22 protein-coding genes, 1 tRNA gene and 1 pseudogene are annotated in these 26862 nt (G+C 73.3%); 14 read left to right on the forward strand and 10 right to left on the reverse strand.

All coding sequences use genetic code 11. The annotated features are described in order from the left end of the window. Nucleotides 1–41 precede the first annotated feature (41 nt). On the reverse strand, nucleotides 42–818 hold the full coding sequence (locus ACZ6I1_RS10800) for a bestrophin-like domain (protein WP_469285482.1): 777 nt from the start codon (nucleotides 816–818) through the stop codon (nucleotides 42–44). A gap of 81 nt (nucleotides 819–899) precedes the next feature. Next, nucleotides 900–1502, reverse strand: coding sequence for a hypothetical protein (locus tag ACZ6I1_RS10805; protein WP_469285484.1), 603 nt, complete (start codon nucleotides 1500–1502; stop codon nucleotides 900–902). Nucleotides 1503–1765: 263 nt separating this feature from the next. Between ACZ6I1_RS10805 and ACZ6I1_RS10810 the strand changes: the two genes are divergently transcribed. After that, nucleotides 1766–2692, forward strand: a complete 927-nt coding sequence (locus ACZ6I1_RS10810) for an alpha/beta hydrolase (protein WP_469285487.1) — start codon at nucleotides 1766–1768, stop codon at nucleotides 2690–2692. A gap of 76 nt (nucleotides 2693–2768) precedes the next feature. Here ACZ6I1_RS10810 and metG read toward each other — a convergent pair whose 3' ends face one another. Next, nucleotides 2769–4484, reverse strand: a complete 1716-nt coding sequence (gene metG / locus ACZ6I1_RS10815; protein WP_469285489.1) for a methionine--tRNA ligase — start codon at nucleotides 4482–4484, stop codon at nucleotides 2769–2771. Nucleotides 4485–4893: 409 nt separating this feature from the next. Here metG and ACZ6I1_RS10820 point away from each other — a divergent pair, with 409 nt between their 5' ends. After that, the gene (locus ACZ6I1_RS10820) at nucleotides 4894–5499 is read left to right on the forward strand and encodes a sigma factor-like helix-turn-helix DNA-binding protein (RefSeq protein WP_469285491.1); all 606 of its coding nucleotides are present in this window, start codon (nucleotides 4894–4896) and stop codon (nucleotides 5497–5499) included. An 845-nt stretch (nucleotides 5500–6344) separates the two neighbouring features. Next, nucleotides 6345–7064 (forward strand): annotated as a pseudogene (locus tag ACZ6I1_RS10825) (IclR family transcriptional regulator domain-containing protein); the annotation flags it as partial. Nucleotides 7065–7484: 420 nt separating this feature from the next. On the opposite strand, the gene ACZ6I1_RS10830 reads toward ACZ6I1_RS10825, so the two are convergent. From ACZ6I1_RS10830 to ACZ6I1_RS10840, 3 genes are all read right to left on the reverse strand, one after another. Then, the gene (locus tag ACZ6I1_RS10830; RefSeq protein WP_469285493.1) at nucleotides 7485–9041 is read right to left on the reverse strand and encodes a serine/threonine-protein kinase; all 1557 of its coding nucleotides are present in this window, start codon (nucleotides 9039–9041) and stop codon (nucleotides 7485–7487) included. A gap of 288 nt (nucleotides 9042–9329) precedes the next feature. Beyond that, nucleotides 9330–9417: transfer RNA gene (locus ACZ6I1_RS10835), tRNA-Leu, on the reverse strand. A 158-nt stretch (nucleotides 9418–9575) separates the two neighbouring features. Continuing rightward, entirely contained in the window at nucleotides 9576–10517 is a 942-nt protein-coding gene (locus tag ACZ6I1_RS10840; RefSeq protein WP_469285496.1) for a beta-ketoacyl-ACP synthase III, read from the reverse strand. 219 nt (nucleotides 10518–10736) lie between these two features. Between ACZ6I1_RS10840 and fdhD the strand changes: the two genes are divergently transcribed. Beyond that, complete coding sequence (gene fdhD, locus ACZ6I1_RS10845; RefSeq protein WP_469285498.1) at nucleotides 10737–11564, forward strand: formate dehydrogenase accessory sulfurtransferase FdhD; 828 nt, start codon at nucleotides 10737–10739, stop codon at nucleotides 11562–11564. Between the two features lie 27 nt (nucleotides 11565–11591). Here fdhD and ACZ6I1_RS10850 read toward each other — a convergent pair whose 3' ends face one another. Then, the gene (locus ACZ6I1_RS10850) at nucleotides 11592–12023 is read right to left on the reverse strand and encodes a (2Fe-2S) ferredoxin domain-containing protein (protein WP_469285500.1); all 432 of its coding nucleotides are present in this window, start codon (nucleotides 12021–12023) and stop codon (nucleotides 11592–11594) included. A 9-nt stretch (nucleotides 12024–12032) separates the two neighbouring features. Next, complete coding sequence (locus tag ACZ6I1_RS10855) at nucleotides 12033–13076, reverse strand: bile acid:sodium symporter family protein (protein ID WP_469285864.1); 1044 nt, start codon at nucleotides 13074–13076, stop codon at nucleotides 12033–12035. A 146-nt stretch (nucleotides 13077–13222) separates the two neighbouring features. Between ACZ6I1_RS10855 and ACZ6I1_RS10860 the strand changes: the two genes are divergently transcribed. The 7 genes from ACZ6I1_RS10860 to ACZ6I1_RS10890 all read left to right on the forward strand — a co-directional run bounded on the left by ACZ6I1_RS10860 (nucleotide 13223) and on the right by ACZ6I1_RS10890 (nucleotide 22444). Further along, the gene (locus ACZ6I1_RS10860; protein ID WP_469285502.1) at nucleotides 13223–14074 is read left to right on the forward strand and encodes a LysR substrate-binding domain-containing protein; all 852 of its coding nucleotides are present in this window, start codon (nucleotides 13223–13225) and stop codon (nucleotides 14072–14074) included. Between the two features lie 118 nt (nucleotides 14075–14192). After that, complete coding sequence (locus ACZ6I1_RS10865) at nucleotides 14193–16016, forward strand: AMP-dependent synthetase/ligase (protein ID WP_469285504.1); 1824 nt, start codon at nucleotides 14193–14195, stop codon at nucleotides 16014–16016. Nucleotides 16017–16149: 133 nt separating this feature from the next. Then, nucleotides 16150–17415, forward strand: a complete 1266-nt coding sequence (locus ACZ6I1_RS10870; RefSeq protein ID WP_469285506.1) for an ABC transporter substrate-binding protein — start codon at nucleotides 16150–16152, stop codon at nucleotides 17413–17415. A 9-nt stretch (nucleotides 17416–17424) separates the two neighbouring features. Then, nucleotides 17425–20274 (forward strand): ABC transporter permease subunit, encoded by a 2850-nt coding sequence (locus ACZ6I1_RS10875; RefSeq protein WP_469285508.1) that lies wholly within the window; start codon nucleotides 17425–17427, stop codon nucleotides 20272–20274. Then, nucleotides 20271–21041 (forward strand): ABC transporter ATP-binding protein, encoded by a 771-nt coding sequence (locus ACZ6I1_RS10880; RefSeq protein WP_469285509.1) that lies wholly within the window; start codon nucleotides 20271–20273, stop codon nucleotides 21039–21041. Before ACZ6I1_RS10875 ends, ACZ6I1_RS10880 begins: the two co-directional genes overlap by 4 nt. Nucleotides 21042–21158: 117 nt before the next feature. Then, nucleotides 21159–22007, forward strand: a complete 849-nt coding sequence (locus tag ACZ6I1_RS10885) for an aldo/keto reductase (RefSeq protein WP_469285511.1) — start codon at nucleotides 21159–21161, stop codon at nucleotides 22005–22007. Nucleotides 22008–22018: 11 nt separating this feature from the next. Then, nucleotides 22019–22444: an RICIN domain-containing protein gene (locus ACZ6I1_RS10890; RefSeq protein ID WP_469285512.1), complete on the forward strand. Its 426-nt coding sequence runs from the start codon at nucleotides 22019–22021 to the stop codon at nucleotides 22442–22444. Nucleotides 22445–22553: 109 nt separating this feature from the next. Here ACZ6I1_RS10890 and ACZ6I1_RS10895 read toward each other — a convergent pair whose 3' ends face one another. Further along, nucleotides 22554–22859, reverse strand: coding sequence for a 4a-hydroxytetrahydrobiopterin dehydratase (locus tag ACZ6I1_RS10895; protein ID WP_469285514.1), 306 nt, complete (start codon nucleotides 22857–22859; stop codon nucleotides 22554–22556). Between the two features lie 196 nt (nucleotides 22860–23055). Between ACZ6I1_RS10895 and ACZ6I1_RS10900 the strand changes: the two genes are divergently transcribed. Both ACZ6I1_RS10900 and ACZ6I1_RS10905 read left to right on the forward strand, forming a co-directional pair. Beyond that, the gene (locus ACZ6I1_RS10900; protein ID WP_469285516.1) at nucleotides 23056–24855 is read left to right on the forward strand and encodes a hydroxysqualene dehydroxylase; all 1800 of its coding nucleotides are present in this window, start codon (nucleotides 23056–23058) and stop codon (nucleotides 24853–24855) included. A 33-nt stretch (nucleotides 24856–24888) separates the two neighbouring features. Then, nucleotides 24889–25683 (forward strand): helix-turn-helix domain-containing protein, encoded by a 795-nt coding sequence (locus tag ACZ6I1_RS10905; RefSeq protein ID WP_469285518.1) that lies wholly within the window; start codon nucleotides 24889–24891, stop codon nucleotides 25681–25683. Here ACZ6I1_RS10905 and ACZ6I1_RS10910 read toward each other — a convergent pair. Continuing rightward, the gene (locus tag ACZ6I1_RS10910) at nucleotides 25669–26088 is read right to left on the reverse strand and encodes a hypothetical protein (protein ID WP_469285520.1); all 420 of its coding nucleotides are present in this window, start codon (nucleotides 26086–26088) and stop codon (nucleotides 25669–25671) included. The two genes, ACZ6I1_RS10905 and ACZ6I1_RS10910, sit on opposite strands and share 15 nt — an antisense overlap. 256 nt (nucleotides 26089–26344) lie before the next feature. On the opposite strand from ACZ6I1_RS10910, the gene ACZ6I1_RS10915 reads away from it, so the two are divergent. Continuing rightward, complete coding sequence (locus tag ACZ6I1_RS10915) at nucleotides 26345–26794, forward strand: hypothetical protein (protein WP_469285522.1); 450 nt, start codon at nucleotides 26345–26347, stop codon at nucleotides 26792–26794. Nucleotides 26795–26862 lie beyond the last annotated feature (68 nt).

A 26862-nucleotide genomic window follows, 5' to 3' on the forward strand; every position in this document is an offset into this window, starting at 1 on the left:
CGAGGGGACCGGGCCGGCCTGGCGGTGCCGCTCCCGCGCACTCAGCGCGCGGCGGCCGCCGCCGTCGCCGGGAACAGGTCCTGGAAGGGGCCGGCGGAGTCGATACCGTCGCGGCCGTAGGGCGCGTCGAAGCTCCACACCATGAACAGCAGGAACACGATCAGCGCGCTGAACAGCCCCGCCAGCAGCAGTTCCCGCCCCGAGCGGCTGATCTGCAGGGTGAAGATCAGCCCTACCGTGACCACCCCGCCGACGAGCAGCCCGAACCACACCACGCTCGGCAGCGTGGACTCCGAGCTCTGGGTGCGCGAGTGGCGGGCGTCATCCGCCGCGGCGATGTGGTCCAGCAGCGGCTGGTAGGCCTGCGCCTGGAGCTCGGTGGCCGGGCTCTGGTGGGTGACGTCGCTGCGCAGCTTGCCGAGGAGCCGGGCCCCCTCCGCCGACGCGCCCTCCCCGGAGGTCAGCAGCGGCCAGTCCACGGCGACCGTGTGGGAGACGTACGCGTCCACCTCTCCGCGGATCCGGTCGCGGACGGCGGCCGGATAGACGTCGGCGCGCTGGGTGACCTCGTACAGCGCCTGTGCCTCGCGGCGGACGCTGTCCTCGGCGGCCCCGCGCGCCTCCCAGACGCCCGCGATGGCCAGGCCCAGCACGATCGCGTAGACCACGCCCACCATCATGGTCATGTACTCGATGACATCGGGGGTTTCGCTGGTGTCCTCGTCGCCGGCGACCCGGCGGTGCCGGATCAGGGTGATGGCGAGGACGAGGGCGCAGACGAGCACCATGGCGATGGCCAGGACCAGCCATTCGGACACGTGGATTCTCCCGTGACGGTTCGGTGGGCGGTTGGGGTGGGTGGTTGGGGTGGGCGGTTCGCGTACGTGGTGCGGGGTCGGTCAGCCGCGGCCCTTGGACCGGGGGCGCAGGGCGGCGGCCGCCAGTACGGCCGGGGTGGTGACCACGACCATGAGCATCACGGTGGACATCCCGCCGGGGCCGCGCCGCTCCAGCGCCACGGAGCGGTACGGACGCACGCGGAAGGCGCTCACGGCCGCGGCCCTGGGCCGGGGCGGGGCGGGTGCGTCCGCCCGGTCCGGCCCTGGCGCGGACCCGGGATCCGGCGCGGGCACCGGTGGCTCCGGCCCCCCGGCCCCGGCCTCCGCGGCGGGCACCGCGGGCCGCGCCGGACCCGCGGGCTCCGCGGGGCCGGCGGGGCCCGGCGGCTCCGGCGCGGCGGGCGGCCGCGCCGCCCCGGGCCGGTCCGGGGCGGCCCGTTCAGGGGACCGCCCCGGGTGGTGCGCGGTGGGCCGCTCGGGCCGGGGCTCGCCCGTGACGACCGAGGGCGGCCGGAACACGGGCCGCCCCGGCTCGCCGGCCGGCACGCACAGGTCGACGCGGGCGCCGCGGCCGTGCCCGTCGGCCGCGACCGCCACGTGCCCGTGCAACGGGCACAGGGCTGCCACCAGGCCCGCCCCGGCGAGGTACTGCCAAGCGGTCACCGCGCGTCCTCCCGTTTCCGCAGCGCACATAAGGCCCATGAGGTTCATGGGGTTACGGCTGAAGAAACGATCACGGCCCTGGTTCGACACGCGGTAGACCGGACAAGATCGTTGGCCGAGCAGATCGGACCGGGTTCGGCGCGTCACGTCATGAATAGGACAATCCGAGCGCAGGATGCTCCCGTGGACACGGACGTCATCATCCTCGGCGCCGAGCCGACCGCGGGCCCGATCCGGAAGACGGGCCCCGGGGCGGTGGCGGCATGACCGCCGCACCGGCCGGCCTGTCTCCGGGGGTGCGCCGGATCGAGCTCGACGCCGGCGGCACGGCCCTGTCCGCCCTGCTCTGCGAACCGTCCGGGGGCCCGCCGCGGGCGACGGTGGTCGCGGTGCACGGGGCGGGCATGAGCGCCGGATACTTCGACAGCCAGGCCCTGCCCGACTTCTCCCTGCTCACCCTGGGTGCCCTGCTCGGGTACACGGTCGTGGCCGTCGACCGGCCGGGCTACGGCCGCTCCGCGGAGGCCCTCCCCGAGGGGCAGCCGGTCGCCGAACAGGCCGCCACCCTCGCCGCCGCCGTACGGGACTTCGGCGCCCGGTATCCCACGGGGGCCGGCACGTTCCTCCTGGCCCACTCCTTCGGCGGCAAGGTCGCACTGCTCACCGCCGCCGACCACGCCCCGCCCGACCTGCTCGGCGTGGAGATCTCCGGCTGCGGCCACCGCTACGCACCGGACGCCTTCACCGGAACGGGCGCGTCCCGAGGAGGCCGGCGCAGCTGGGGCCCCTTGCGCCTGTACCCGCCGAGCACCTTCTCCACCTGCGGCTCGATCGTCGCCCCCGTGCCGCCCCGGGAGCAGGCGGACATCGCCCGCTGGCCCGGGGTCTTCCAAAGCGCCGCCGGACGCGTCCGGGTGCCCGTACGGTTCACCTTCGCCGAGCACGAGCCGTGGTGGCGGTACGACCGGGACGCGCTCGCCGAGCTGCGGTCGCGGCTCACCGCCGCCCCCCGGGTGCACATCAACCGGCAGCCGGAGGCCGGCCACAACATCAGCCTGGGATACGCGGCCCGCGCCTACCACCTGCGCTGCCTCGGCTTCTTCGAGGACTGCCTGGTGCGGGGGGCCGTCGCGTACCCGCCGCTGGACTCCGACGGCGACGACCAGGAACTGAAGGCCGTCCCCGCCTGACGCGGTCCGCCCGGCGCTGCGGGTACGCCGAAGGGGCGCGGCCACGGCTGGTCGCGCCCCTTCGGTCGGACGGGTGTCAGCCCGCTTCGGTACCGCCGAACCGCTCGCGGTAGGACTCCAGGTCCTCCTCGGTGATCCTCGCGAAGAGCACCGGCGGCACGGTGAACGGCGTACCGGCCGGGACCATGTCCAGCGACTTCGCCTGCTCCGGCGTGATCCACGCCGCCGTGTCGCCGGCGAGGGAGAACGCGGAGCGCATGGCGCGCGCCGACGCCGGGATGAACGGCTCGGAGACCACCGAGTAGAGGTGGATGAGGTTCATCGCGGTGCGCAGGGTGAGCGCCGCGCCCTCCAGGTCGGTCTTGACCTCCAGCCAGGGGGCCTTCTCGTCGAGGTAGGCGTTTCCGGCAGACCACAGGGCACGCAGCGCCGCCGCGGCCTTGCGGTACTGCAGGGCCTCCATGTGGCCCTCGTACTCGGCGAGGAGCTCGGCGATCTGCTCGCCCAGCTTGGCCTCGGCCTCGCCGGCGGGGCTGCCCGCCGGGACCTCGTCGCCGAACTTCTTGCGGGAGAAGGTCAGCACGCGGTTCACGAAGTTGCCGAGGGTGCCGCCGAGGTCCTTGTTGACCGTGGCGGCGAAGTGCTCCCACGTGAAGGACGAGTCGTCGGACTCGGGCGCGTTGGCGATGAGGAAGTAGCGCCAGAAGTCGGCCGGGAGGATCTCCAGCGCCTGGTCGGTGAAGACGCCGCGCTTCTGCGAGGTGGAGAACTTGCCTCCGTAGTACGTCAGCCAGTTGAAGGCCTTGACGTAGTCGACCTTCTTCCACGGCTCGCGGGTGCCCAGCTCGGTGGCGGGGAACATCACCGTGTGGAACGGGACGTTGTCCTTGGCCATGAACTGCGTGTACCGGACGTCCTCGGCCTCGTACCACCACGACTTGTAGTCGCCGTCGGAGGCCTGGAGGTCCGCCCACTCCTTCGTCGCGCCGATGTACTCGATCGGGGCGTCGAACCAGACGTAGAAGACCTTGCCCTCGGCCGCGAGCTCGGGCCAGGTGTCGGCCGGGACGGGGACGCCCCAGTCGAGGTCGCGGGTGATGGCGCGGTCGTGCAGGCCCTCGGTGAGCCACTTGCGGGCGATGGAGGACGCCAGCTGCGGCCACTCCTCCTCGTGCCGCGCGACCCAGCCCTCGACCTCGTGCTGCAGCTTGGACTGGAGCAGGAAGAGGTGCTTGGTCTCGCGGACCTCCAGCTCGGTGGAGCCGGAGATCGCCGAGCGGGGCTCGATCAGGTCGGTGGGGTCCAGGACGCGGGTGCAGTTCTCGCACTGGTCGCCGCGGGCCTTGTCGTAGCCGCAGTGCGGACAGGTGCCCTCGACGTAGCGGTCCGGCAGGAAGCGGCCGTCGACCGGCGAGTAGACCTGCCGGATCGCGCGCTCCTCGATGAAGCCGTTCTCCTGGAGCCGGCGCGCGAAGTGCTGGGTGATCTCGCGGTTCTGCTCCGAGGAGCTGCGGCCGAAGTAGTCGAAGGACAGCTCGAAGCCGTCGTAGACCGCCTTCTGGGCGTCGTGTGCCTGCGCGCAGAACTCGGCGACCGACAGACCGGCCTCCTTGGCGGCGAGCTCGGCGGGGGTGCCGTGCTCGTCGGTGGCGCAGATGTAGAGGACGTCGTGGCCGCGCTGGCGGAGGTACCGGGAGTACACATCCGCCGGAAGCATCGACCCGACCATGTTGCCCAGGTGCTTGATCCCGTTGATGTAGGGAAGCGCGCTGGTGATCAGGTGTCGAGCCATCCTCGGATGCTCCATTTCGTATGTGCGGTACCGCGTGACGTGACGGATCGTGAGTGCGGTTCATCGTATCGAACCGCCGAAAGGCCCCGCGCCGCATTTGTTTCAGGGTGGACGTAACGCAAAAGCGAGGGTGGTGACCTCTGCGTCACGGCCCTCGCGGTGGCGCCCATGCTACAGGCCCCGACATCGTCACGCGCCGTGCACTGCCATCTGCGACCGGCATATGCATACGCGCTGGTTGAACGCCTGCGTGATCACGCTCGATCACGACCCGGTCATCACCGAACGTAATATTTCCAGGTTTCTCCTCTGTGCCTTCCGAGTGCGCCCGCGCTGATTTCCTGTTCCGCGGCACAGGGGATGAGGTGGAACGGTGAGCGATGGCGGACCGGAGGAGTCCGGTGGGGCCGTGGGACTGCCGAGCCGGCGCCGGCGGCCGACACCCATGAGCCAGTGGGATCCGACGGCGCGTCTGTCGTACTGGGCCTTCCATGCCAATCGGCGGCCCGCGTACATGCGCTTCGCGTATCTGCAGCTGGGCTCCGACGAGGCGGCCGAGGAAGCGGTGGACGCCGCCTTCGACTCGATCATGGGCGAGTGGCTGCGCATGCTCCACATGGACCGGCTGGACGCCTACGCGTGGACCGTGCTCAAGCAGTGCCTGGTCGAGCGCCAGCACCGGCGCTACCCCTGGCAGCCGCACCGGCCCGAGCCGATGGACATCAGCGCCTTCGAGGCCGCCCTCAAGGAGGCCCACGCCGACCAGTACGAGGTGCTGACCGACACCATCCGCTTCTACTCCGCCGTCTCCCGGCTCGCCGAGCGGCAGCGCGATGCCGTACTGCTGCGGTACGGGCTCCAGTGCTCCCCCGGTGAGGCCGCCGCCGTGATGGGCGTCGACGAGGCCACGGTCCGCTCGTACCTGGGGCAGGCCCACCGGCGCCTGGCCCGCCTGCTCGACACGTCCGTGGAGGCCGCCGACGCCGCCGAATCAGCCGAATCAGCCGAATCATGAGGCCCCTCGAACGCCGGCAACCGCAGGACGGCGAACCGACCCCCCGCTCCCTGGCCGAGTTCCTGGCCCGGGCGAGCGTCCGCGACCGCTATCCCCACTACGACCTGGGCGCGGCCGAGGCCCGGCTGCTGCGCGCGACCGCGCACGCCCCCGTCCCCGGCCACCGCGCCCGCCGCCGGTCGGTGTTCGGCTGGAGCGACCCGGCGCGGGACTGCCCGCTCGACTCGGAACGGGCCCGGCGCGACCTCAAGGCCGCCTGCCTGGCCTCCGTGTGCGCGCCGAAGGCCGAGGCACAGCTCGACTCCTTCGTCTCCGGCGGGCACACCGACCTGGCCGGCGCGGTCGTCTTCGGCTGTCTGCTGCACCTGGCCGGGCTGCGCGAAGGCGCCCGGTTCTGGTGGCAGTTCGCCGCCGGGTCGGGCAGCGCGCGGACCGCCGCGGCCGCGTACTGCCTGTTCCTCGACCACTCCCGGCGCGGAGAGCACCACGACGCCCGGCTGTGGGCGCGCGAGCTGGGCCGCCGCGGCTACCGGCCGGGCGGCCGCAGAGACCTGCGCGAGGTACGGCTGTGCGCGCAGGCCGCGGTCCTGCGGTACCTCGACCAGCTCGACGATCCCGATCTGGGACCGGTGCCGCTGCCCAGGCCGGGGCTGTCCGGGGTGCTGGCCGCGTTCCGGACGCCGCCGGCCTTGGTCACCCCCGCCCCGGCCGCCTCCGCCCGGCGGGCCGCCGCCCCCGCCCCGGCGGCCGCGCCCGTACCGCTCCTGGCGGCCGGCCCGCTGCGCCACCCGGCGCTGACGGCGGCGGCGCGCGGGACCGTCGTCCAGGCCGGGACCGGCGAAGCCCTGGCGGAAGCCCGGCGTGCGCTGGCCGTCGTACGGGTCCTGGAGCAGCACCCCCTGGGTGTGCGGGCCGCCCAGCTCGCGCGGGCGTCGGGCCTCACCGGCGAGGAGCTCGGCCCGCTGCTGTCGATGCTGTGCGAGGAGGAGTACGCGTACCGCCCGGCCGCCGGGGTGTACGCGCGCGGGCCGGCCCTGGACCGGCTCGCCGCGCCGGGCGGCCACGGTCTCGCGGGCCAGCTCCAGCGCACCCTGGCCCTGGCCCGGGACAGCGTCGGCGCCGCCGTCTACCTGAGCCGGTACGCGGACGGCGAGGTCCGGATCACCCAGATGGCGGACGGGCCGGGAGCCCCGCCGGTGCGGGAGTGGGTGGACTTCCGCGCCGCCGCCCACGCCAGCGCCGTGGGCAAGTGCCTGCTGACGCAGCTCGACCACGACCTGCGCGCCGACCACGTGGCTCGGCACCGCCCGGCCCGGCTCACGCCGCGGACGATCACCGACAGCCGGGCCCTGTTCACCGCCCTGGACGCGGTGGCACCGGGCGCGCCCGTCTTCGACCTGCTCGAGTACTCCCCCGGGGTGGTCTGCTCGGCGGTCCCGATCGCCACCGGCGACGCCGCCGGAAGCCTCGCCCTCTCGCTCCCCGCGGCCCATGCGCACCGGCTCGCCTCGGCGACCGCGGCCCTGCGCCGCAAGGCCGTCCCCGTGCTGCTGGCGCTGCTGCTGTCGGGCGCGATCCCTCCGGACGCCCCGGCGGCCCCGTCCACCGCGGAGGCATCGTCCGCCCCGGGCACCGGCGGGGTCCCGGGTGCCGCGGCGGCCTCGGGCGCCTCGGGCGCTTCGCGCAATTCGGACGCTTCGGGCGCGGAGCACCAGGCCGTACCGCCCCGGTCCGAGCCGAGGCGGGCGCCGCTGACTCCGGAGACCCTGCGCCACCTCCGGCGGCTCTTCCGCACCCCGCTCACCGGGACGACCGGCTCCCCCTCGGGCCCCCACCTGGTCAGCGACACCGGCTCCGCGGAGGCGTACCTCTTCGACGCCCTCCCGGACACCGGCCAGCCGTGCCTGTCCCTGCCGCACACCTTCACTCAGGTCGAGCCGGGCACGCTGGCGACGCCGACGGGTCTGGTGGTCCTGGGCACGTGATCAGGGGCGCGCGGAGCCCGTCCCGGCCGGGACGAAGGAGTCCAGCGCCGCGTCGAAGCGGCTGCGGGCCTCGGCGAGGCGGCTGACGGGGGCGGACACCCACACGTCGTACATGCGGCCGTTCTCGTCCCAGCAGAGGTCGAAGGTGTGCCGTGCTCCTTCGGCCCGTGTGAAGCCGTCCCAGGTGAACTCCCAGAGGGCGGCGGGCAGTCCGTTGTGCGTCGTCGCGAGGACCGACCGGTCGCGGTACCCGGGATTGGTGTCCGGGCCGGCGGCGTCGGCGCGCCGCATCGCGCCGAGCGGGCCCTCGGGCTCGGAGGGCTTGACCTTGATGCCGATCCGGATCGCCCCGTCCGGGGAGCTGTAGAAGACGCGCTGGTCGTCGGTGGTGCGCTGGTAGCCGTCGGGGACGGCGAGAGCGAAGCCCTGCGGATCGGTGCGGATCCGGTACCCGGGCGGCGCGGGCTTGGCCGGCGCCCCGGCCGGCGCCCCGGCCGGGGCCGTCGTGACGGTCACACCGGCGCCGGGCGGGGCGGGTGCGGCGGGTGCGGCGGTCGTGGACGCCGTCGCGGGGGACGGGGTGGCGGGGGACGCCGTCGCGGGGGCGCTCGGCCCGGTGCCGTGCGCCCGGCCGTCCGTGCGGTCGCCGGCCAGGGATAGCGCGGTCACACCGCCGGCGGCGGCGACGGCCACCGCGACGAGCGAGGCCGCGATCAGCCGGCCGCGGCGGCGGGCCGGCCGGGGCCGCCGCGGCGGGTTCGGTCCGGGCACCCGGTCGGAGCGGTCCGGGAGGTCCGAGGCCTCGGAGGAGAGGGGCAGCGTGCCGGTGGTCACGTACGCCGACAGCAGTCGTTCGGCCTCGGCCGCCCCCAGCCGCCGCTCCGGGTCGCGTTCCAACAGCCCCAGGATCACCGGGCGCAGCGGTCCCGCCTGCTCCGGCGGCCGGATCTCGTCGTACACGACGGCGTGCAGGACGCCGCCGAGCGAATCCCGGTGGAAGGGCGAGGCTCCGGTCAGCGCGGTGCACAGCAGCACGCCGAGGGACCACAGGTCGGACGCGGGTCCCGCGGCGGCGCCCTGCATGCGCTCGGGCGAGGTGTATTCGGGAGAGCCGACGAAGGCGCCCGTCTCGCTGATGGTGGTGGATCCGGCGAGGCGGGCGATGCCGAAGTCGGTGAGCACGACCCGGCCTGTTCCCGACTCCAGGAGCACGTTGGCCGGTTTGATGTCGCGGTGCAGCACGCCACGGGCGTGTGCCGCGTCCAGCGCGCCGAGGAGGGCGAGTCCCGTACGGGCGGTCTCGGCGGGATCCAGCGGCCCGTCGGCGGCGAGCCGGTCGGCGAGCGAACGGCCTTCGACGAGCTCCATGACGATGAAGGGCTGCCCGTCGTGCTCGACGACGTCGTGGACCACGACCACGTGCGGGTGTTTGATCTGGGCCGCGGTGCGCGCCTCGCGTACGGCGCCCCGGGACTGCGTGCCGTCCCCGACGTGGAGTTCCTTGACGGCCACCGAGCGTCCGAGGAGTTCGTCGGAGGCCTCCCAGACGGTGCCCATCCCGCCCCTGCCCAGCCGCTTCCCCAAGCGGTAACGCCCGACAATCACAGTGCTGTTGCGCGGCTCGTCCTGCGACACGTTGCTCCCCTTACCCCACTCGCGCCCATGATGCCGCACGAGCGCGCCCGCCCCCGGGGCGCCGTCCGGCGGCGCGACCGCTTCCCGGACAGGGACCGGGCTCGTGACGGCGGCCCGGGTCTGGCCTGGCGATGCGCCGGGCGTTGGTCACGTGGTGGGACAAGCCACAGCCGGAAACGCAAAAGACCCCAGATTGACTGGGGTCTTAGCTGGTGTCCGAGGGGGGACTTGAACCCCCACGCCCGATAAAGGGCACTAGCACCTCAAGCTAGCGCGTCTGCCATTCCGCCACCCGGACCAGGTGGTCGGCCCCGGTTTCCCGCGGCGACATGGACAACAATAGCAAAGGATTGGCGGGCCTCCGACCACTTATCCGAGCCGCCGCCGCCCCGCCACGCCGTGCTGACCTGCACGCATGCAGCGACGAGCGTGGCGAGACGGTGCGTCTTGCCCGGTTTACGGGCAGTGGATGACCTGGCCCGCGTAGGAGAGGTTGCCGCCGAAACCGAAGAGCAGGACGGGGGCGCCCGTGGGGATCTCGCCGCGCTGCACCAGCTTGGACAGGGCCATCGGGATGCTGCCGGCCGAGGTGTTGCCCGAGTCGACGACATCGCGGGCGACGACGGCGTTGACGGCGCCGATCTTGGCGGCGAGCGGCTCGATGATCCGCAGGTTCGCCTGGTGCAGGACCACGGCGGCCAGCTCCTCGGGGAGGACGCCGGCCTTCTCGCACACCTTGCGGGCGAGCGGCGGGAGCTGGCTGGTGGTCCAGCGGTAGACGGACTGGCCCTCCTGGGCGAAGACCGGCGGGGAACCCTCGATGCGGACGGCGTTGCCCATCTCGGGGACCGAACCCCACAGCACCGGGCCGATGCCCGGCTCCTCGCTGGCCTCCACGACGGCCGCGCCGGCGCCGTCGCCGGTGAGCACACAGGTGGAGCGGTCGCTCCAGTCGGTGATCTCGGTCATCTTGTCGGCGCCGATCACCAGCGCGCGGGAGGCGGAGCCGGCCCGGATGGCGTGGTCGGCGGTGGCCAGGGCGTGCGTGAAGCCCGAGCAGACGACGTTGATGTCCATCACCGCGGGGCCGCCGCCCATGCCCAGCTTGGCGGCGACGCGCGCGGCCATGTTGGGCGAGCGGTCGATGGCGGTGGAGGTGGCCACCAGCACGAGGTCGATGTCGTCCGGGGTCAGGCCGGCGCCGGCCAGGGCCTTGCCCGCCGCCTGGAAGGCCAGCTCGTCCACCGGCTCGTCCGGGCCCGCGACGTGGCGCGTCTTGATGCCGACCCGGGACCGGATCCACTCGTCCGTGGTGTCGACCATGGCCGCGAGGTCCTCGTTGGTGAGCACTTTCGCGGGCTGGTAGTGCCCTAGCGCCACCACGCGTGAACCGGTCATGGGCGGGGTCCCCCTTTGTACGGAAGTGCAGGATCACCCAGCTTCGCCTGCTACTGACGGGTACGTGTGCGTGTGACCCGACAGGATTCCGGGGCCGGAATTTGGAGATTCCCGAGGATCCGGCAGCCGGGGGCGGTGCGGGAAGCGGAACCGCGACAATGAGGTTGTCGCAGACAGGCAAGGGCCGCAGACGAGAACCGAAGGGGTGGGCTGAACGCCATGGGACGGGTCACCGAGCGCCGTCGTGTCGTCCGGATCCGGAACGGCACGGTGGGGGTCCGTCCGGACACGCTGGTCGCCGAGGAGCCGCTGGAGATACGGCTGAACGGCAAGCCGCTGGCCATCACGATGCGCACCCCGGGGGACGATTTCGCGCTGGCGGTGGGCTTCCTGGTCAGCGAGGGGGTGCTCGCCGCGGCCTCGGACGTGCGGGCCGTCACCTATTGCGAGGGGGCGGCCGAGGACGGCTCCAACACCTACAACGTGGTCAACGTGCAGCTGGCGGCCGGCGTCCCGGTGCCGGACATCACGCTGGAGCGGAACGTCTACACGACCTCCTCCTGCGGCCTGTGCGGCAAGGCGAGCCTGGACGCGGTCCGCACGGCGACGCGCTTCCCGGGTACGGCCGCCGACCCCGTACGGATCTCCGCGGACCTCCTCGGCATGCTGCCGGACCGGCTGCGGGCGGCCCAGAAGGTCTTCGACCGCACGGGCGGGCTGCACGCGGCCGGCCTGTTCACGGCGGAGGGGGAGCTGCTGGACCTGCGCGAGGACGTGGGCCGCCACAACGCGGTGGACAAGATCGTCGGCCGGGCCCTCCAGTCCGGCGGCCTGCCGCTGACGGGCGCGGTCCTGCTGGTGTCGGGCCGGGCCTCCTTCGAGCTCGCCCAGAAGGCCGTGATGGCGGGCATCCCGATCCTGGCCGCGGTCTCGGCCCCGTCCTCCCTGGCGGTGGACCTGGCCCTGGAATCGGGCCTGACCCTGGTCGGCTTCCTGCGCGGCCCGAACATGAACATCTACGCGGGCGAGGAGCGCATCAGCACCTGACCGCCGGGCCGGCGCGGCTCCGCGGCCTCAACGCCCGCGGCGGCTGCGGCGGGTGGTGCGGGCGGGCGGGGCCGGGGCCGGCGGGTCGATGCGGTGGAGGTCCAGGGCCGGCGGGACCGGGGTGGTGCCGGGACCGCCCGCTGCGGCCCAGGCGATGATCTCGTCGGTGGCGGTGTCGTCCAGCGCCCAGCCGAACCAGGCCGCGCGTGCTCCGCGGCGCCGGGCCTCGGTGGTGGGCTGCACCACGATGACGTTGGCCTGGGCGCAGGGTCCCAGGCAGTCGCTCGTACGGACGGCGAGGCGGCCCTCCGAGGCGGCCGCGGCCTCGCGCAGCCGGGCGAGCTGGCCGGCGTGGTCGGAGCCGGGGTTCTTGCGGGGGTCGCCGCAGCAGCAGCCGCGGCAGACCACCAGGGTGCAGGGGCGTTCGGCGTGGGCACCGTTCGGGCGTATCCAGGTCACCACCGAACGTTATCGGGCCTGACCGGTGGCCTGTTGGGACGGAGGGGAGACCTCTGCCACACGGTCGGCGGCGGGTTCGGGATCCTCCGGGTCCTGTGCGCGGCGGCGGGCGAGGACCGCGCAGACCATCAGCTGCATCTGGTGGAACAGCATCAGCGGGAGCACGGCGAGGCTCGCCTGCGCCCCGAACAGCACGCTGGCCATGGGCAGTCCGGCGGCGAGGCTCTTCTTCGACCCGGCGAACTGGATGGCGATGCGGTCCGCGCGGCCGAACCCGAGGCGCTTCGCGCCGTACCAGCTGACGAGGAGCATGACGGCGAGGAGTACGGCCTCCACCAGCAGCAGGGCGGCCAGGCGCGGGAGGCTGACCTGGTGCCAGATCCCGGCGACCATGCCCGCGCTGAAGGCGGTGTAGACGACGAGCAGGATCGAGCCGCGGTCGACGCGGCCGAGGACCGGCCGGTGGCGTACGAGGAAGCCGCCGATCCAGCGGCGCAGGAACTGCCCGAGGAGGAAGGGCAGGAGGAGCTGGAGGACGATCTTGAGCAGGGAGTCCGCGGAGAAGCCGCCCGCGTCGCCGCCGAGCAGGGCGGCGGCGAGGAGGGGGGTGAGGAGGATGCCGGCGAGGCTGGAGAAGGAGCCGGCGCAGATCGCGGCGGGGACGTTGCCGCGGGCGATCGAGGTGAAGGCGATGGAGGACTGGATGGTCGAGGGGACCAGGCAGAGGAAGAGCAGGCCGCTGTAGAGGGGCTGGGTGAGCACCCCGGGGACCAGGACCCGGGCGGCGAGGCCGAGGAGGGGGAAGAGGAGGAAGGTGCAGGCGAGCACGGTGAGGTGCAGCCGCCAGTGGCGCAGCCCTTCGAGAGCTTCGCGGGTGGAGAGCCGGGCGCCGTAGAGGAAGAAGAGCAGGGCCACGGCCGCGGTGGAGGCGCCGCCGGCGACGGTGGCGGCCGCGCCGCGCGCCGGGAGCAGCGCGGCGAGGCCGACGGTGCCGAGCAGCGCCAGGACATACGGGTCCAGGGGCAGCCAGGAGGGGAGGTGCGGGCGGCGCATCTGCGGGGTGCTCACTTGCTGTCGGGAGTCGGGAGAGGGTCTCGGGTGGTCTCCTCTCATGGTGGAGCGGCGAACGGTGATCGGGAAACCCGTACACGGTACTCACTGTCATCACGAAGCATGATGAGCGCGGATAGCATGGGGGGATGTACGACCCCGTTCAGCTGCGGACGTTCCTCACGGTGGCCCAGACGCTCAGCTTCACCCAGGCCGCCGGGCGGCTGGGCGTACGGCAGTCCACGGTCAGCCAGCACGTGCGGCGGCTGGAGGAGGCGACGGGCCGGCCGCTGTTCGTACGGGACACGCACAGCGTCGAGCTGACCGAGGACGGGGAGGCGCTGCTGGGCTTCGCGCGCACGATCCTCGAGGCGCACGAACGGGCGGCGGCCTTCTTCACCGGGACCCGGCTGCGGGGGCGGCTGCGGTTCGGGGCTTCGGAGGACTTCGTGCTGACGCGGCTGCCGGAGATCCTGGAGGGGTTCCGGCACGAGCACCCCGAGGTGGACCTGGAGCTGTCGGTGGAACTGTCGGGGACCCTGCACGAGCGGCTGGACGCGGGCCGCCTCGACCTGGTGCTGGCGAAGCGGCGCGGGCCGGGCGACGAGCGGGGGCGCCTGGTGTGGCGGGACCGGATGGTGTGGATCGGGGCGGAGGGGCTGCGGGTGGACCCGGAGCGCCCGGTGCCGCTCATCGTGTTCCCGCCGCCGGGGATCACCCGGGCCCGGGCCCTGGAGGTGCTGGAGCGGGAGGGGCGGCCGTGGCGGATCGCCTGCACGAGCGGCAGCCTGAGCGGGCTGATCGCGGCGGCCCGCGCCGGGCTCGGCGTGATGGCCCACACCCGGGGTCTGATCCCGCCGGGGCTGGTCCGGATCGGCGGCCTGCCCGACCTCGGCTCGGTGGAGTTCGCACTGCTGCGCGGCCCGCGGGTCTCGGCCGCCGCCGAGGCCTTGGCCTCGGCCGTCCTCTCGGGAGCGGACCGCCTCAGCCGCACGGCGTGACCCCTCGGCCCGCCCCCGCCCGTACCGCTGAGGAGGTCTTGTGGAGGTATCCGCGGGCTGATCAACTGCCGTGCGGCGTGGGATAGCGTCGCCGCGCCGCACGGAGAGGAGCGGGGCCTTGCGCGAGATCACCGTCCCACCGGTCGTCACGGGCGCGCCCGTCGGCGGGCTGGCCGACACCGTCTTCCGGCATGCGCGCGAGGAACCGGGCCGGGTGGTCCTGGGGCGCAAGACCGGCGGCGTCTGGCAGGACGTGACCTCCGGGCAGCTGGCCGCCGAGGTGCTGGCGCTCGCCAAGGGGCTGCTGGCCCAGGGAGTGCGGTTCGGGGACCGGGTCGCCGTCATGTCCCGTACCCGGTACGAGTGGACCCTCTTCGACTTCGCCCTGTGGGCGATCGGCGCGCAGCCCGTCCCCGTGTATCCGACCTCCTCGGCCGAGCAGGTGCAGTGGATCCTGCACGACTCCGAGTGCACGGCCTGCGTCGTCGAGAACGAGGACCAGGCCATGACGGTGGGCTCGGTCATCGACCGGCTCCCCCGGCTGCGGCTGCTGTGGCAGCTCGACGCGGGGGCCGTGGACGCCCTCGTCGCCGACGGGCGCGGGGTCAGCGAGGACGTCGTGCACCGGCATCGCGGGGCGGTGACCCCGGACGCGGTCGCGACCGTCATCTACACCTCGGGGACCACCGGGCGCCCCAAGGGGTGCGTGCTCACGCACGCCAATTTCATGTTCGAGGCCGACACGATGGTCAACCGCTGGGAGTCCGTCTTCCAGGCCGGCCCGGGCGAGCAGCCGTCCACCCTGCTCTTCCTGCCGCTGGCGCACGTCTTCGGGCGGATGGTGGAGGTGGCCGCGATCCGGTCGCGGGTCAAACTCGGACACCAGCCCGTGCTGACGGCCGCCGAGCTGCTCCCGGACCTCGCCGCGTTCCGGCCGACGTTCGTGCTGGGCGTCCCGTACGTCTTCGAGAAGGTCTTCGCGGCGGCCCGCCGCACGGCGGAGGCGCAGGGGCGTACGGGCGCCTTCGACCGGGCGGTGGAAACGGCCGTGCGGTACGCGGAGGCGCGCGAGCAGAAGGCCTTCGGCACCGGGCCGGGACCCTCGGCCGGGCTGCGGATGGAGCACCAGCTCTTCGAGAAGCTCGTGTACGGGAAGGTCCGCGAGGCGATGGGCGGCCGGGTGCGGCACGCGATGTCGGGCGGGTCCGCGATGTCGCGCCGCCTCGGGCTGTTCTTCGACGGGGCCGGGATCACGATCTTCGAGGGGTACGGGCTGACCGAGTCCTGCGCGGCGGCGACGGCGAACCCGCCCGGCGCGACCAAGTACGGCACGGTGGGCCCGCCGATCCCGGGCGGCACGGTGCACATCGCGGACGACGGGGAGGTCTGGCTGCACGGCGGGCACATCTTCTCCGGGTACCTGGGAGACCCCCGCGGCACGCAGGAGGTGCTGCGCGGCGGCTGGCTGGCGACCGGGGACCTGGGGCGGCTGGACGAGGACGGCTACCTCACCATCACCGGCCGCAAGAAGGAGATCCTGGTGACCTCCAACGGCAAGAGCGTCCAGCCGGCCGCACTGGAGGAGCGGGTGCGGTCGCATCCGCTGGTGGCCCAGTGCGTCCTGGTGGGCAACGACCGGCCGTACATCGCGGCACTGATCACCCTGGACCCGGAGGGCATAGCGCACTGGCTGTCGATGCGCGGCCTGCCGCAGCGGCCCCCGGCGGAGCTGGTGCACGACGCGGACCTGTCGGCGGAGGTGCGTCGGGCGGTGGTAGCCGCCAATACCCTGGTCTCGCAGGCGGAGGCGATCCGCACCTTCCGGGTCCTGCCCGAGCAGTTCAGCGAGGAGCGGGGGCTGCTGACCCCCTCGCTGAAACTCAAGCGCCGGGCGATCGAGAAGGCGTACGCGATGGAGGTCGCGGCCCTGTACCAGTCGTGAGCAGGCCGGTTCCCCGGTAGGGCGGCCCCCGCCGCCCATGCTGACGGTTCGTCATATTCCTCCGCCACCGATATTGACGATCCGTCAGGCCACGCACAGAATGCGGGGATTCCGACCGGAGGGGGATCCCCAGATGCTGAGACCGATCCGCACCCTGGCCGCCGCGGCAGCGGCCCTCGCACTCGTCTCCGCCTGCAACTCCGCCTCCACCCAAGGCAACGACCGCGGCGGGGCGGACGCGCCCGGGAACCGCCGCGGCGTGACCGACGGGTCGATCAAGGTCGGCGGCATCGTGTCGATGACCAGCGCGAGCGGCTACAGCAAGAAGGACACCGACCTCGGCGCCAAGGCGCGGTACATGAGGGCCAACGCCGAAGGAGGCGTCAACGGCCGCACGATCGACTACCTCGGCGCGGAGGACGACGGCCAGGACCCGGCGAAGAACATGGCGGCCGCCCGCAAACTCGTCCAGCAGGACAAGGTCTTCGCCGTTTCCCCCATGAGCTCGGTGACGTTCTCGGGCGCCGACTTCCTGGAGCAGGAGAAGGTGCCCACCTTCGGCTGGGGCACCCTGCCGTCCTTCTGCGGGCCCAAGTACATCTACGGCTTCAACGGCTGCCTGGTCCCCACCCCCGGCGGCACCCTCAACCAGACCTGGCCCGAGGGCATCGGCCAACTCCTCGGCGGGGCGCGGGGCAAGTCCGTCGCGATCATCGCCAACGACAGCGACGCCGGCAAGTTCGGCATCCGCACCTTCCAGCAGGGCTTCGCCAGCGCCGGGTTCACGGTCTCCTACGCCAAGGCCTCCGTGCCCGCCTCCGCCGTGCCGAGCGACTGGTCGGCGTACGTGAAGGAGATCCTGGGGAGCAACGGGGGCAAGGCACCGGACGCGGTGGTCTCCGTCATGCAGACCCCCAACAACATCGGGCTGTTCACCGCGCTCAAGCGCGGCGGCTACCAGGGGCTGCTCTCCGACCCCACCGACTACGACCCGGGCCTGCTCGCCAAGGACGCCACCCGGCAGGCGCTCGACGGGGTGCACGTACTGCTCCAGTTCATGCCCTTCGAGTCGGACGACCCGCAGATGGCCCGGTTCAAGGCCGACATCAAGGCCGCGGCGGGCGGGCAGGACGTGCCGCTCAGCATGCACATGTTGACCGGCTACATGTCAGCCGATCTCTTCGTGTCCATCGCGACGACCGCGGGCAGGGACCTGACCGTCGAGTCCTTCCAGGCCGCCGCGCAGCGCTTCTCCGACACCGGCACGCTCGTGGGCGACCGGGCGGAGCCCAAGGGGCAGAAGGACAGCTTCGGCTGCGGGGCGCTCGTACAGCTGAAGAACGGCAGGTACGAGGTCTCCGTCCCGTTCACGTGCCACGAGCCCATCCCCTTCACGTAGGGCCGCGGCATGGGAGATCTGCTCGTCTTCGTCCTGAGCGGCCTGGTCTCCGGGGCCCTGTACGCACTGCTCGCCACCGGGCTGGTGCTGTCGTACTCGGCGTCCGGGCTGTTCAACTTCGCGCACGGGGCCACCGCCTACCTGTGCGCGCTCACCTTCTACGAGCTGCACTCGGGCCTGGGCTGGCCGGCCGTCCCGGCGGCGCTGCTGGTGGTGTGCGTGCTGGCCCCCGGCCTCGGCTGGGGGCTGGACCGGCTGATGTTCCGGCGGCTCGCGCGGGTCGGCGAGACCGCGCAGATCGTGGCGACCATCGGACTGCTGGTGGCGCTGCCGGCGGCCGGGCTGTGGGTGGTGGAGCTGCTGGCGGACGCGGGCGCGCCCGTGAAGCCCGCCGAGAACCAGTTCGGGCTGCCGGGGGTCGGACCGAGCCCGGCGAGGTCATGGCAGCTCGCGGACGGCGTCGGCATCGACTCCGACCAGCTGATCACCTGGGCGGTGACGGCGGTGGTGGCGGTGGCCCTGTGGGTGCTGATGCGGCACACCCGGCTCGGGCTGCTGCTGCGGGCCGCCGTCGACAACCGCTCACTGACCGAGCTGCGCGGGATCAGCGCCGACCGGCTGTCGTCGGCGGCCTGGATGATCGCGTCGGCGCTGGCCGGGCTGGCGGGCGTGCTGGCGACGCCGCTGCTGGGGCTGTCCGCGCACGACTTCACGCTGTTCCTGTTCGTCTCGGCGACGGCGGCGGTCATCGGACGGTTCGCGTCCGTGCCGCTCGCCTTCGCGGGCGGGCTGGGCCTCGGGGTCCTGCAGAACCTGGTGGCCGGGTACGCGTCCTTCGCGGAGGGCATCACCGGCTTCCGTACGGCGGTGCCGTTCCTGATCCTGTTCGCGGGCCTGCTGGTGCTGACGCGCCGGGCGCGGACGGCGGGTATCGCGGCCGTGGACGCCCCGCCGCCGGACCATCTGGCCGGGGCGTCGTGGGGGCGCCGCTGGGGGGTGTGGGCGGCGGGCGGCGGGCTCTTGTGCGTGGCCTTCTACACCGTGACCACACCGTTCTGGAGCGGACTGCTGGCGCAGGGGCTGGCCATCGGGCTGGTGTTCATGTCCTTCACCGTGGTGACCGGGCTGGGGGCGATGGTCTCGCTGGCCCAGGGCACCTTCGTGACCGGCGCGGCGCTGGTGGCCGGACTGCTGATGAGCCGCGGCTGGCCGTTCGCGGCCGCGCTGGCGGTCGGGACGTGCGCGGCCGCCGTACTGGGGGCCCTGGCCGCCCTGCCGGCGCTGCGGCTGGGCGGGCGGTCGCTGGCACTGGCGACCCTCGCGCTGGCCTTCCTGGCCGACCAGGTGCTCTTCCAGCTGCGGTGGCTGCGGAACGGGGATGCGGGATGGCCCGTACCGCGGCCGGTGTTCGGGCCGGTGGACCTGTCCGACGACCGGGCGCTGGGGGTGGCCCTGGTGGTCGTGGTCGCCCTGGTGGCCGCCGGGCTGAGCGCGCTGCGGGGGTCCCCGTCGGGGCGGGCGATGCTGGCCGTACGGTCGGCGCCCGCGGCGGCGATGGCCTCGGGGGTGTCCGTGCTGCGGACGAAGCTGCTGCTGTTCACCCTGTCGGCGGGGCTGGCCGGGTTCGGCGGCGTGATGTACGCGTCGTTCAACACCCGGATCACGGCGACGGACTTCACGGCGATGACGGGGCTGGTGTGGCTGGCGGTGGTGGTGGCGGCCGGGGTGCGGAGACCGGTCTACGCGGTGGTGGCGGGGCTGGTGTTCGCCGTTGCGCCGCGGCTGCTGTCGGACTACGTGACGGCGTCGGCGCATCTGCCGGTGATCCTGTTCGGCCTGGCGGGGCTGGCCTTGGCCAATGACCCTGACGGGTACTGCGCGGCCGTGCCGGTGCGGCTGGCCCGGCGACGGGCGGCCCGGGTCCCTGCGGGGCCCTCCCCCACCCCGCCCCTTCCCGAAACCGGGGGCTCCGCCCCGGACCCGTCGGGGGCTCCGCCCCCGGACCCCCGCGCCTCAATCGCCGGCGAGGCTGGATTCGCCCTGCGGGCACACCAGCCGCACCTGGCGGGCGGCATCAGCCAGTATCCAGCCCCTCCGGCGTTTGAGGAGCGGGGTCTGGGGCGGAGGCCCAGTTCGGGAAGGGGCGGGGTGGGGAACGGCCCCGCAGGGCCCGCCCTGGAGCTGCGCGGCATCACCGCCGGGTATGACGGCGGGCTCGTGCTGCACGGGGTCGAGCTCGCCGTGCGGGAAGGGGAGATCCTCGCCGTGCTCGGGCCCAACGGGGCCGGGAAGAGCACCGCGTGCCGGGTCGCCGCCGGGCTGCTGCCCGTCACCGGCGGCGAGGTGCGCGTACACGGGCGGGACGCCACCCGCGACGGCGCCGTGCGCCGGGCGCGGGCCGGAGTCGTGCTCGCCCCCGAAGGCCGGGGCATCTTCCCGGCCCTCACCATCGAGGAGAACTTGGCCCTGTACCTGCGGGACCCTGCCGCCCGCGCCGCCGTCTACGACCGCTTCCCGCGCCTCGCGGAACGCCGCGGGGTCGCCGCCGGGGCCCTGTCCGGCGGGGAGCAGCAGATGCTGGCCCTGGCGCCGCTGCTGCAGCGCCCGCCCGAGGTGCTGATCGCCGACGAGCCCTCGCTCGGGCTCGCCCCGCGCGTGGTGGAGGAGGTGTACGCGCTGCTCACCGAACTCCGCGACGCCGGCAGCGCACTGCTCCTGGTGGAGGAGAAGGCGGCGGAGATCCTCGGAATCGCCGACACCGTGGCGTACCTGTCCCAGGGCCGGGTTTCCTGGTGCGGCCCGCGCGCCGAGGTGCAGGCCGACCGGCTCACCGAGGCGTACCTGGGGATGGCGACATGAGCGGCTGCGTACTGGAGGCCCGCGGCGTCGGCGTGCGCTTCGGCGGGGTGCGGGCGCTGACCGGGGTGGACTTCCGGCTCCGCGCGGGCGAGGTGTGCGGGCTGATCGGGCCGAACGGGGCCGGGAAGACCACGCTGTTCGACGTCCTGTCCGGGATCCGGCGGCCCGACCAGGGGCGGATCCTGCTGGACGGGGTGGACATCACCCGCCGTTCCCCCGTGTGGCGGGCCCGGCACGGAATGCGCCGGACCTTTCAGCGCCAGCAGCTGTTCGGGCAGCTCAGCGTGGCCGACAACCTCCTCGTCGCGCAGGAGTGGCGGGGCGGCGGGGGCGGACTCGCCGCCGACCTGGTCGCCTTCCCGGCCCGGCGGTCCCGGGAACGGACGCGCCGGGAGCGGGGCGAGCGGGTGCTGGCCGGCTGCGGGATCGGCGCGCTGGGGACCACGTACGCCGGCGGGCTGCCCGTCGGGCAGGCCCGGATGGTGGAACTGGCCCGCGCGGTGGCCGATCCGCCGCGGGTGCTGCTGCTGGACGAACCGGCCTCGGGGATGTCGGCCCCCGAGCGCGAGCAGCTCGCGGCGGTCGTCCGGCGCCTGGCACGGGAGGAGGGCTGCGCGGTGCTGCTGGTCGAGCACAACGTGGCCTTCGTGATGGACCTGTGCGCACGGGTGGTCGTACTGGACCTCGGGGCGGTGCTCGCGGAGGGTCCGCCGGCCGGGGTACGGGCGGATCCGCTCGTACGGGAGGCGTACCTCGGGACGGCGTGAACCGTCCGGGGGTGGCGGGAATACGTCGTACGGGGGGCCGGTTGTGGCCCCTCGTACGACGGCCCGGTCGCGGCCGCCCGTACGACGCCGCCCATCGACCCGAGGGAACGACCAGACGTGAACCAGGCCCCCACCGTCAAGCTCAACAACGGCACGCTCATGCCCCAGCTCGGCTTCGGTGTCTGGCAGGTGCCGGACGCGGAGGCGGAGCGGGCCGTCGCGACCGCGCTGGAGGCGGGCTACCGCAGCATCGACACGGCGGCCGTGTACGGCAACGAGGCCGGCACCGGCCGGGGCCTCGCCGCGTCCGGGGTGGCGCGCGAGGAGCTGTTCGTCACCACGAAGCTGTGGAACGGGCCGAAGCGGACCTGGAACCGGGACGCGGTGCTGCGCGCCTTCGACGATTCGCTCGGCAAGCTGGGCCTCGACCACGTCGACCTGTACCTGATCCACTGGCCGCGCCCGATGCGCGACGACTTCCTCTCCATCTGGCAGACCTTCGAGGAGATCGCGGCGAGCGGCCGGGCCAGGGCGGTCGGCGTGTCGAACTTCCGCCCGGCGGACCTGGACCGGCTGGCGTCGACGAGTGCGCTGGTGCCGGCCGTGAACCAGATCGAGCTGCACCCGCTGTTCCCGCAGGCCGCACTGCGCGCCGTGCACGCCGAGCGCGGTATCGCCACCGAAGCCTGGTCCCCGCTGGGGCAGGGCAAGGAGCTGCTGACGCTCCCGGCGGTGACGGAGATCGCCGCCAAGCACGGCCGCAGCGCCGCGCAGGTGGTGCTGCGCTGGCACGTCCAGCACGGCAACGTCGCGATCCCGAAGTCCGTGACCCCGGACCGCATCCGGGAGAACCTGGACGTCTTCGGCTTCGAGCTGGACGCCGCCGACGTCGCCGCGCTGGACGCCCTGGGCACGGGCCCGGCGGCCCGGCGGATCGGTCCGGACCCGGCCGTCTTCGACGCGTGAGCGGGGGCCGCGTGAACCTTTCCGAGGGGGTCTACCGGATCCGCAACGTGGACAGTGGGCTGGTGCTCCAGCTGGAGGGCGCCTCCCGGGTGCGGGTCGGCCCGGACGGCCCGCCCGCGCCGGAGGCCGCCCGCCGGTGGCGGATCTCGCCGGTGCACAGCGGCGGCGGCGTCTTCCACGTGGTGAGCGAGGACAACGAGCGCCGCCTCGACGTGGCGAACGCCTCGACGGACAGCGGTGCCCGGGTGCAGGTGTGGCGGGCCAACGCCTTCGGCGCGCAGGAGTGGATCGTCGAGGAACACCTGGACGCACCGGGCGTGGTCTCGCTGATCGCGTGCATCAGCGGCCTCTCGCTGGAGACGGACCCGGAGGGTCGCGCCCGGCAGGGCGAGGACACCGACTCCCCGACCCAGTGGTGGCGCCTGGAGCCGCTCTGAGCGGCCCGGTGGCTCATCGCCCAGCGGCCGACGAGGCGAAAGCTCCGCGGGTGCGGGGCTTTCGCGCGTCAGCGCTCTTCCTCCCCCGGCCGGGGCCGCGCTGCCGGCGTCAGCTCGCGCCGTGCGCGGGGGCGAGGGATTCGACGCGCTCGGCGAGTTCGAAGTCGTCGGCCGTCACCACGCCGCCCGCGTCGTGGCTGTTCACGGACAGCCGGACCGTGTTGTAGCCGAGCGTCAGGTCGGAGTGGTGGTTCAACTCCTCCTGGACCGAGGCGATGTGGGCCACCAAGGCGCTCGCCGCGAAGTGCGTGCCCAGCCGGTAGGTACGGAAGATCCGGTCGTTCTCGAAGGCCCAGCCGGGGAGTTCCCGCAACCGGTCCTCGATCTCCTTCTGCGACAGCGGTTCACTCGGCATCCACCGGCTCCTTTTCCCCGTCCTTGCCCGTGACGTGTAGTCAAGGTTCCCACAGTGCACGCCGGAGCAACCCTTTCGCGCCATAGTGCGCCCGGGTACTTTCCAAGCCTTCCACGCCCCACCCGGCCCCCTTATGCTCCTGCGCCGGACGTGACCGTTACCAGCGGTAACAAGGGGACGAAGGGGCGGCACCACCATGGTGAGCACAGGCAGTTCCAGACGTACGTTCATCGCCGGCACCGCGGCGGCCGCGGCCGCCGGGGGCGCCTTGCCGGCGGGCCTGGCAGCAGCACCGGCGGCAGCCGCCACCGGAAGCGGAGCCGGAGGCGCGGCGGACGGCCGGCGCGTCGCCGTCCTCGGCGGCGGGGTGGCCGGGCTGACCGCGGCGCACGAACTCGCCGAGCGCGGCTACGCCGTCACCGTGTACGAACGCCGCGCCCTGGGCGGCAAGGCCCGGAGCATGGACGTGCCCGGCAGCGCACGGGGCGGGCGCCGGCCACTGCCCGCCGAGCACGGCTTCCGCTTCATCCCGGGCATCTACCACAACCTGCCCGACACGATGCGGCGCATCCCGTTCCCGGGGAACGCGAACGGCGTGTGGGACAACCTCGTCGCCCCGCGCGAGATGATGTTCGCCCGGGCGGCCGGCCGTGAGGACCTGCGCGCGCCCATCCCCTGGCCGGAGCACTCCCCCGCCGAGCTGACCCCCGAAGAGCTGCGGCGCGCCCTCACCGGCATCCTCCAGTCGCTGGTCCGGCTTCCGCCGCACGAGACGGCGTACTTCGTGAACCGCGCGCTCGTCTTCCTCACCAGCTGCGACGAGCGGCGCAACGAGGTGTGGGAGCACACCCCTTGGTGGAACTTCGTCCGCGCGGCGCAGATGTCGAGCGAGTACCAGCGGATCCTCGCCGTCGGCGTCACCCGCAACATCGTCGCCACCAAGGCGGAGGAGGCCTCCACCCGTACGGTGGGCACCCTCGGCGAGGCCTTCGTCTTCAACCTGCTGGGCCGGGGCGCCGACGGCCCGCCGGACCGGATCCTCAACCTGCCCACCAACGAGGCGTGGATCGACCCGTGGGAGGCGCATCTGCGCACGCTGGGGGTGGAGTTCAGGATCGGCTGGACCGTACGGGAGGTGCAGTACGGGAACGGCCGGGTGAGCGGGGTCGCCGTCCTGGACCCGGCCGGCGCACGGCAGACCGTCACCGCCGACCACTACGTCTCGGCCCTGCCCGTCGAGCACGCGCGGCGGACCTGGAGCGCCGCTCTGCGCGCCGCCGATCCGATGCTGGGGCGCTGCGACAAACTGAAGACCGACTGGATGACCGGGATCCAGTTCTACCTGACCGAACGGGCCCCGCTGGTCCACGGCCACCTCAACTGCATCGACTCTCCCTGGTCGTTGACGGCGATCCAGCAGGCGGAGCACTGGCCCGCCCGGAACTTTCCCGCCGACTACGGCGACGGCACCGCCGTGGACTGCCTGTCCGTGGACATCTCGGAGTGGGACAAGCCGGGGATCCTGTACGGGAAGACGGCCAAGCAGTGCACCCGCGAGGAAGTGGCGCGCGAGGTGTGGGCCCAGCTGAAGGCCTCCCTCAACGACACCGGGAAGACGCTGCTGAGCGACTCCGTACTGCACTCGTGGTTCCTGGACCCGGGCGTGGACGGGCTGGGCACCCCCCACCCGACCAACGAGGACGAGCTGCTGATCCACCCGACCGGCACCTTCCACAACCGGCCGAGCGCGGGCACCCGTATCCCGAACTTCTTCCTCAGCGGGGACTACGTGGCCGTCGACATCGACCTGGCGACGATGGAGGGCGCGAACGCCTCCGCCCGGGCCGCGGTCAACTCCCTGCTGGACCGGGACGGTTCACAGGCGGCCCGGTGCACGGTCCGACCGCTGTACCGGGCGCCGGAGGTCGAGTCCGCCAAACGGCACGACCTGTGGCGCTACCGTCTCGGCCTGCGGAACGTCTTCGATCTGGGCTGACCCTGCCGGGCACGCTCGGCTACCGTCGGGCGCATGACCACCACGACGCCCGCGGTCGGCGCCCTGCTCCGCACGTGGCGGGAGCGGCGCGGTATCAGCCAGCTGGAACTGGCGGGCCGCGCCGACTCCTCGTCCCGCCACATCAGCTTCATCGAGACCGGGCGGTCCCGGCCGAGCGAGGAGATGGTGCTGAGGCTCGCCGACCGCCTGGACGTGCCGGTGCGGGAGCGCAACGCCCTCCTGCTGGCGGCGGGTTACGCCCCGCACTACGCGCAGACGGCTCTGGACGACCCGTCGATGGGGACGCTGCGCGAGGGCATCGAACGGCTGCTGGCCGGATACGAGCCCTACCCGGCGCTGGTCGTGGACGCCACCTACCACGTGGTCGCGGCCAACCGGGGCATCCTGATGCTGATGGACGGCCTGCCGGAGCACCTGCTGACCCCGCCGCTGAACGCGATGCGGATCACCCTGCACCCCGAAGGCCTGGCCCCGAGGATCCGCAACCTCAGGGAATGGCGCGGCCACCTGCTGGCGCAGATGGAACGCCAGATCGCACTGGCCCGGTCCGAGCCGCTGCGCGCGCTGTACGAGGAGGTGTCGGCCTATCCGGTCGCCGAGCGCCCGGACGGCGGCGAGGCGGACGAGCCCGTCCCCTACATCGCGCTCCCGCTCGTCATCGAGCACGACGGCCACGTGCTGTCCTTCGTCTCCTCGATCGCGACCTTCAACACGCCGATGGACGTGACCGTCGCCGAGCTGGCCATCGAGACGATGCTCCCGGCCGACCCGGCAACGGTGAAGTACCTGCGCTCACTTGGCGAGTGAGCGGCGCAGGGCGAGCTGCTGGAGCACGGCGAAACCGGCAACGGTGAGGCCCTGCGCCGGGATCCACGCGGCGCCCGCGGCGGTCGGCGAGAACCAGACGAAGAGGGAGACCAGACTCAGGGCCGCCCAGGCGCAGTTGGTCTCGATCACGAGCTTCACCGCCAGGGCCGGCGGCTGCCTGCGCGAGGCCAGCCAGCCGACGGCGGCGCCGTACGCGACGAGCAGGATCCCGAGCTCCAGCAGAAGCTCCTGCCCGACCCCGAGCAGCCGGCCCAGCGGGGCCGAGAAGGCGACGTACGCCAGTCCGTTGCCGGTGGTGACCACGGAGTCGAGGGCGAGGAAGCGGCGCAGCATGCTCTGCGGTTCGGCCGTGCGGGCGATGCTGTCGAGCAGGGTTGCGGACATGGGAAATCAGCCTCCGTCGAGGTCGAACGTGTGGATGGGGTCCGGGTCCCGGAGCCGAGTGCGCGGCCCCGGAACCCGATGCCTCCACCTTGCCGCGCGGCCCGGACGGGGTCGATTACCTCCGAGGTAACCACCGCAAGGAGGCCGTCGAGGCCACGCGTGCAGGACGCGTACGAAAGAGGAAGGGAACCCTTTGACTGCGGCACATTCCCCGCGTCGCGCGCTGTTTCTGAGTCTGGCCGTCACCATCGGCTGCGTGACCGGGCTGGCCTTGCTGGCCGGGTCGATGTACCTGCTCTTCTACGGCTCGGAAGGTTCGTGCGAGGAGAACAAGGCGGTGGAGCGGATGGCTCAGGTCGCGGTGGCGGCACCCGCCGCCGCAGCCGGTAGCACGCCGGTGGCGGAGTCGGCCTCGGTGGAGTGCATGGACGACAGCGGAGATCCCTGGGTCACCGCGGACAGCGCCTACACCCATGACGGGGACGCACGGCCGCTGATGGCCCACTACTGGGACACCGCGGCGAAGGACGGCTGGAAAGCGGTCGGTACCCGGGCGCAGGCCCCGGACAGGTTCCGCGACAGCGGTGTCTGTTTCCGCAAGGAGGTGGCGGGCGAACCCGCGCTGCTCCGGGTCTCGTCCACCGGACCCGCGAGGTTCGTGGTGAGCGTGGAGTCCGCACTGGACGGATCCACGATGCCCTGCTGATCCGCTGACCCTCCACAGAGGCGCTCAGCGGGCCGTTCCGGCCTGGTGGGCGCCTCTTCCGTTGCCGC

Source organism: Streptomyces sp. NPDC046303 (assembly GCF_055588085.1).

Bases quoted from the DNA above. Each gene is read 5' to 3' on its own strand.
- ACZ6I1_RS10840 (WP_469285496.1), bottom strand. From the start codon at position 10,517: ATGACCGGTTCACGCGTGGTGGCGCTAGGGCACTACCAGCCCGCGAAA.
- ACZ6I1_RS10910 (WP_469285520.1), bottom strand. From the start codon at position 26,088: ATGTCCGCAACCCTGCTCGACAGCATCGCCCGCACGGCCGAACCGCAG.
- ACZ6I1_RS10830 (WP_469285493.1), bottom strand. From the start codon at position 9,041: ATGGGCACCGTCTGGGAGGCCTCCGACGAACTCCTCGGACGCTCGGTG.
- ACZ6I1_RS10810 (WP_469285487.1), top strand. From the start codon at position 1,766: ATGACCGCCGCACCGGCCGGCCTGTCTCCGGGGGTGCGCCGGATCGAG.
- ACZ6I1_RS10870 (WP_469285506.1), top strand. From the start codon at position 16,150: ATGCTGAGACCGATCCGCACCCTGGCCGCCGCGGCAGCGGCCCTCGCA.
- fdhD (WP_469285498.1), top strand. From the start codon at position 10,737: ATGGGACGGGTCACCGAGCGCCGTCGTGTCGTCCGGATCCGGAACGGC.
- ACZ6I1_RS10860 (WP_469285502.1), top strand. From the start codon at position 13,223: ATGTACGACCCCGTTCAGCTGCGGACGTTCCTCACGGTGGCCCAGACG.
- ACZ6I1_RS10895 (WP_469285514.1), bottom strand. From the start codon at position 22,859: ATGCCGAGTGAACCGCTGTCGCAGAAGGAGATCGAGGACCGGTTGCGG.
- ACZ6I1_RS10875 (WP_469285508.1), top strand. From the start codon at position 17,425: ATGGGAGATCTGCTCGTCTTCGTCCTGAGCGGCCTGGTCTCCGGGGCC.
- ACZ6I1_RS10880 (WP_469285509.1), top strand. From the start codon at position 20,271: ATGAGCGGCTGCGTACTGGAGGCCCGCGGCGTCGGCGTGCGCTTCGGC.
- metG (WP_469285489.1), bottom strand. From the start codon at position 4,484: ATGGCTCGACACCTGATCACCAGCGCGCTTCCCTACATCAACGGGATC.
- ACZ6I1_RS10855 (WP_469285864.1), bottom strand. From the start codon at position 13,076: ATGCGCCGCCCGCACCTCCCCTCCTGGCTGCCCCTGGACCCGTATGTC.
- ACZ6I1_RS10905 (WP_469285518.1), top strand. From the start codon at position 24,889: ATGACCACCACGACGCCCGCGGTCGGCGCCCTGCTCCGCACGTGGCGG.
- ACZ6I1_RS10900 (WP_469285516.1), top strand. From the start codon at position 23,056: ATGGTGAGCACAGGCAGTTCCAGACGTACGTTCATCGCCGGCACCGCG.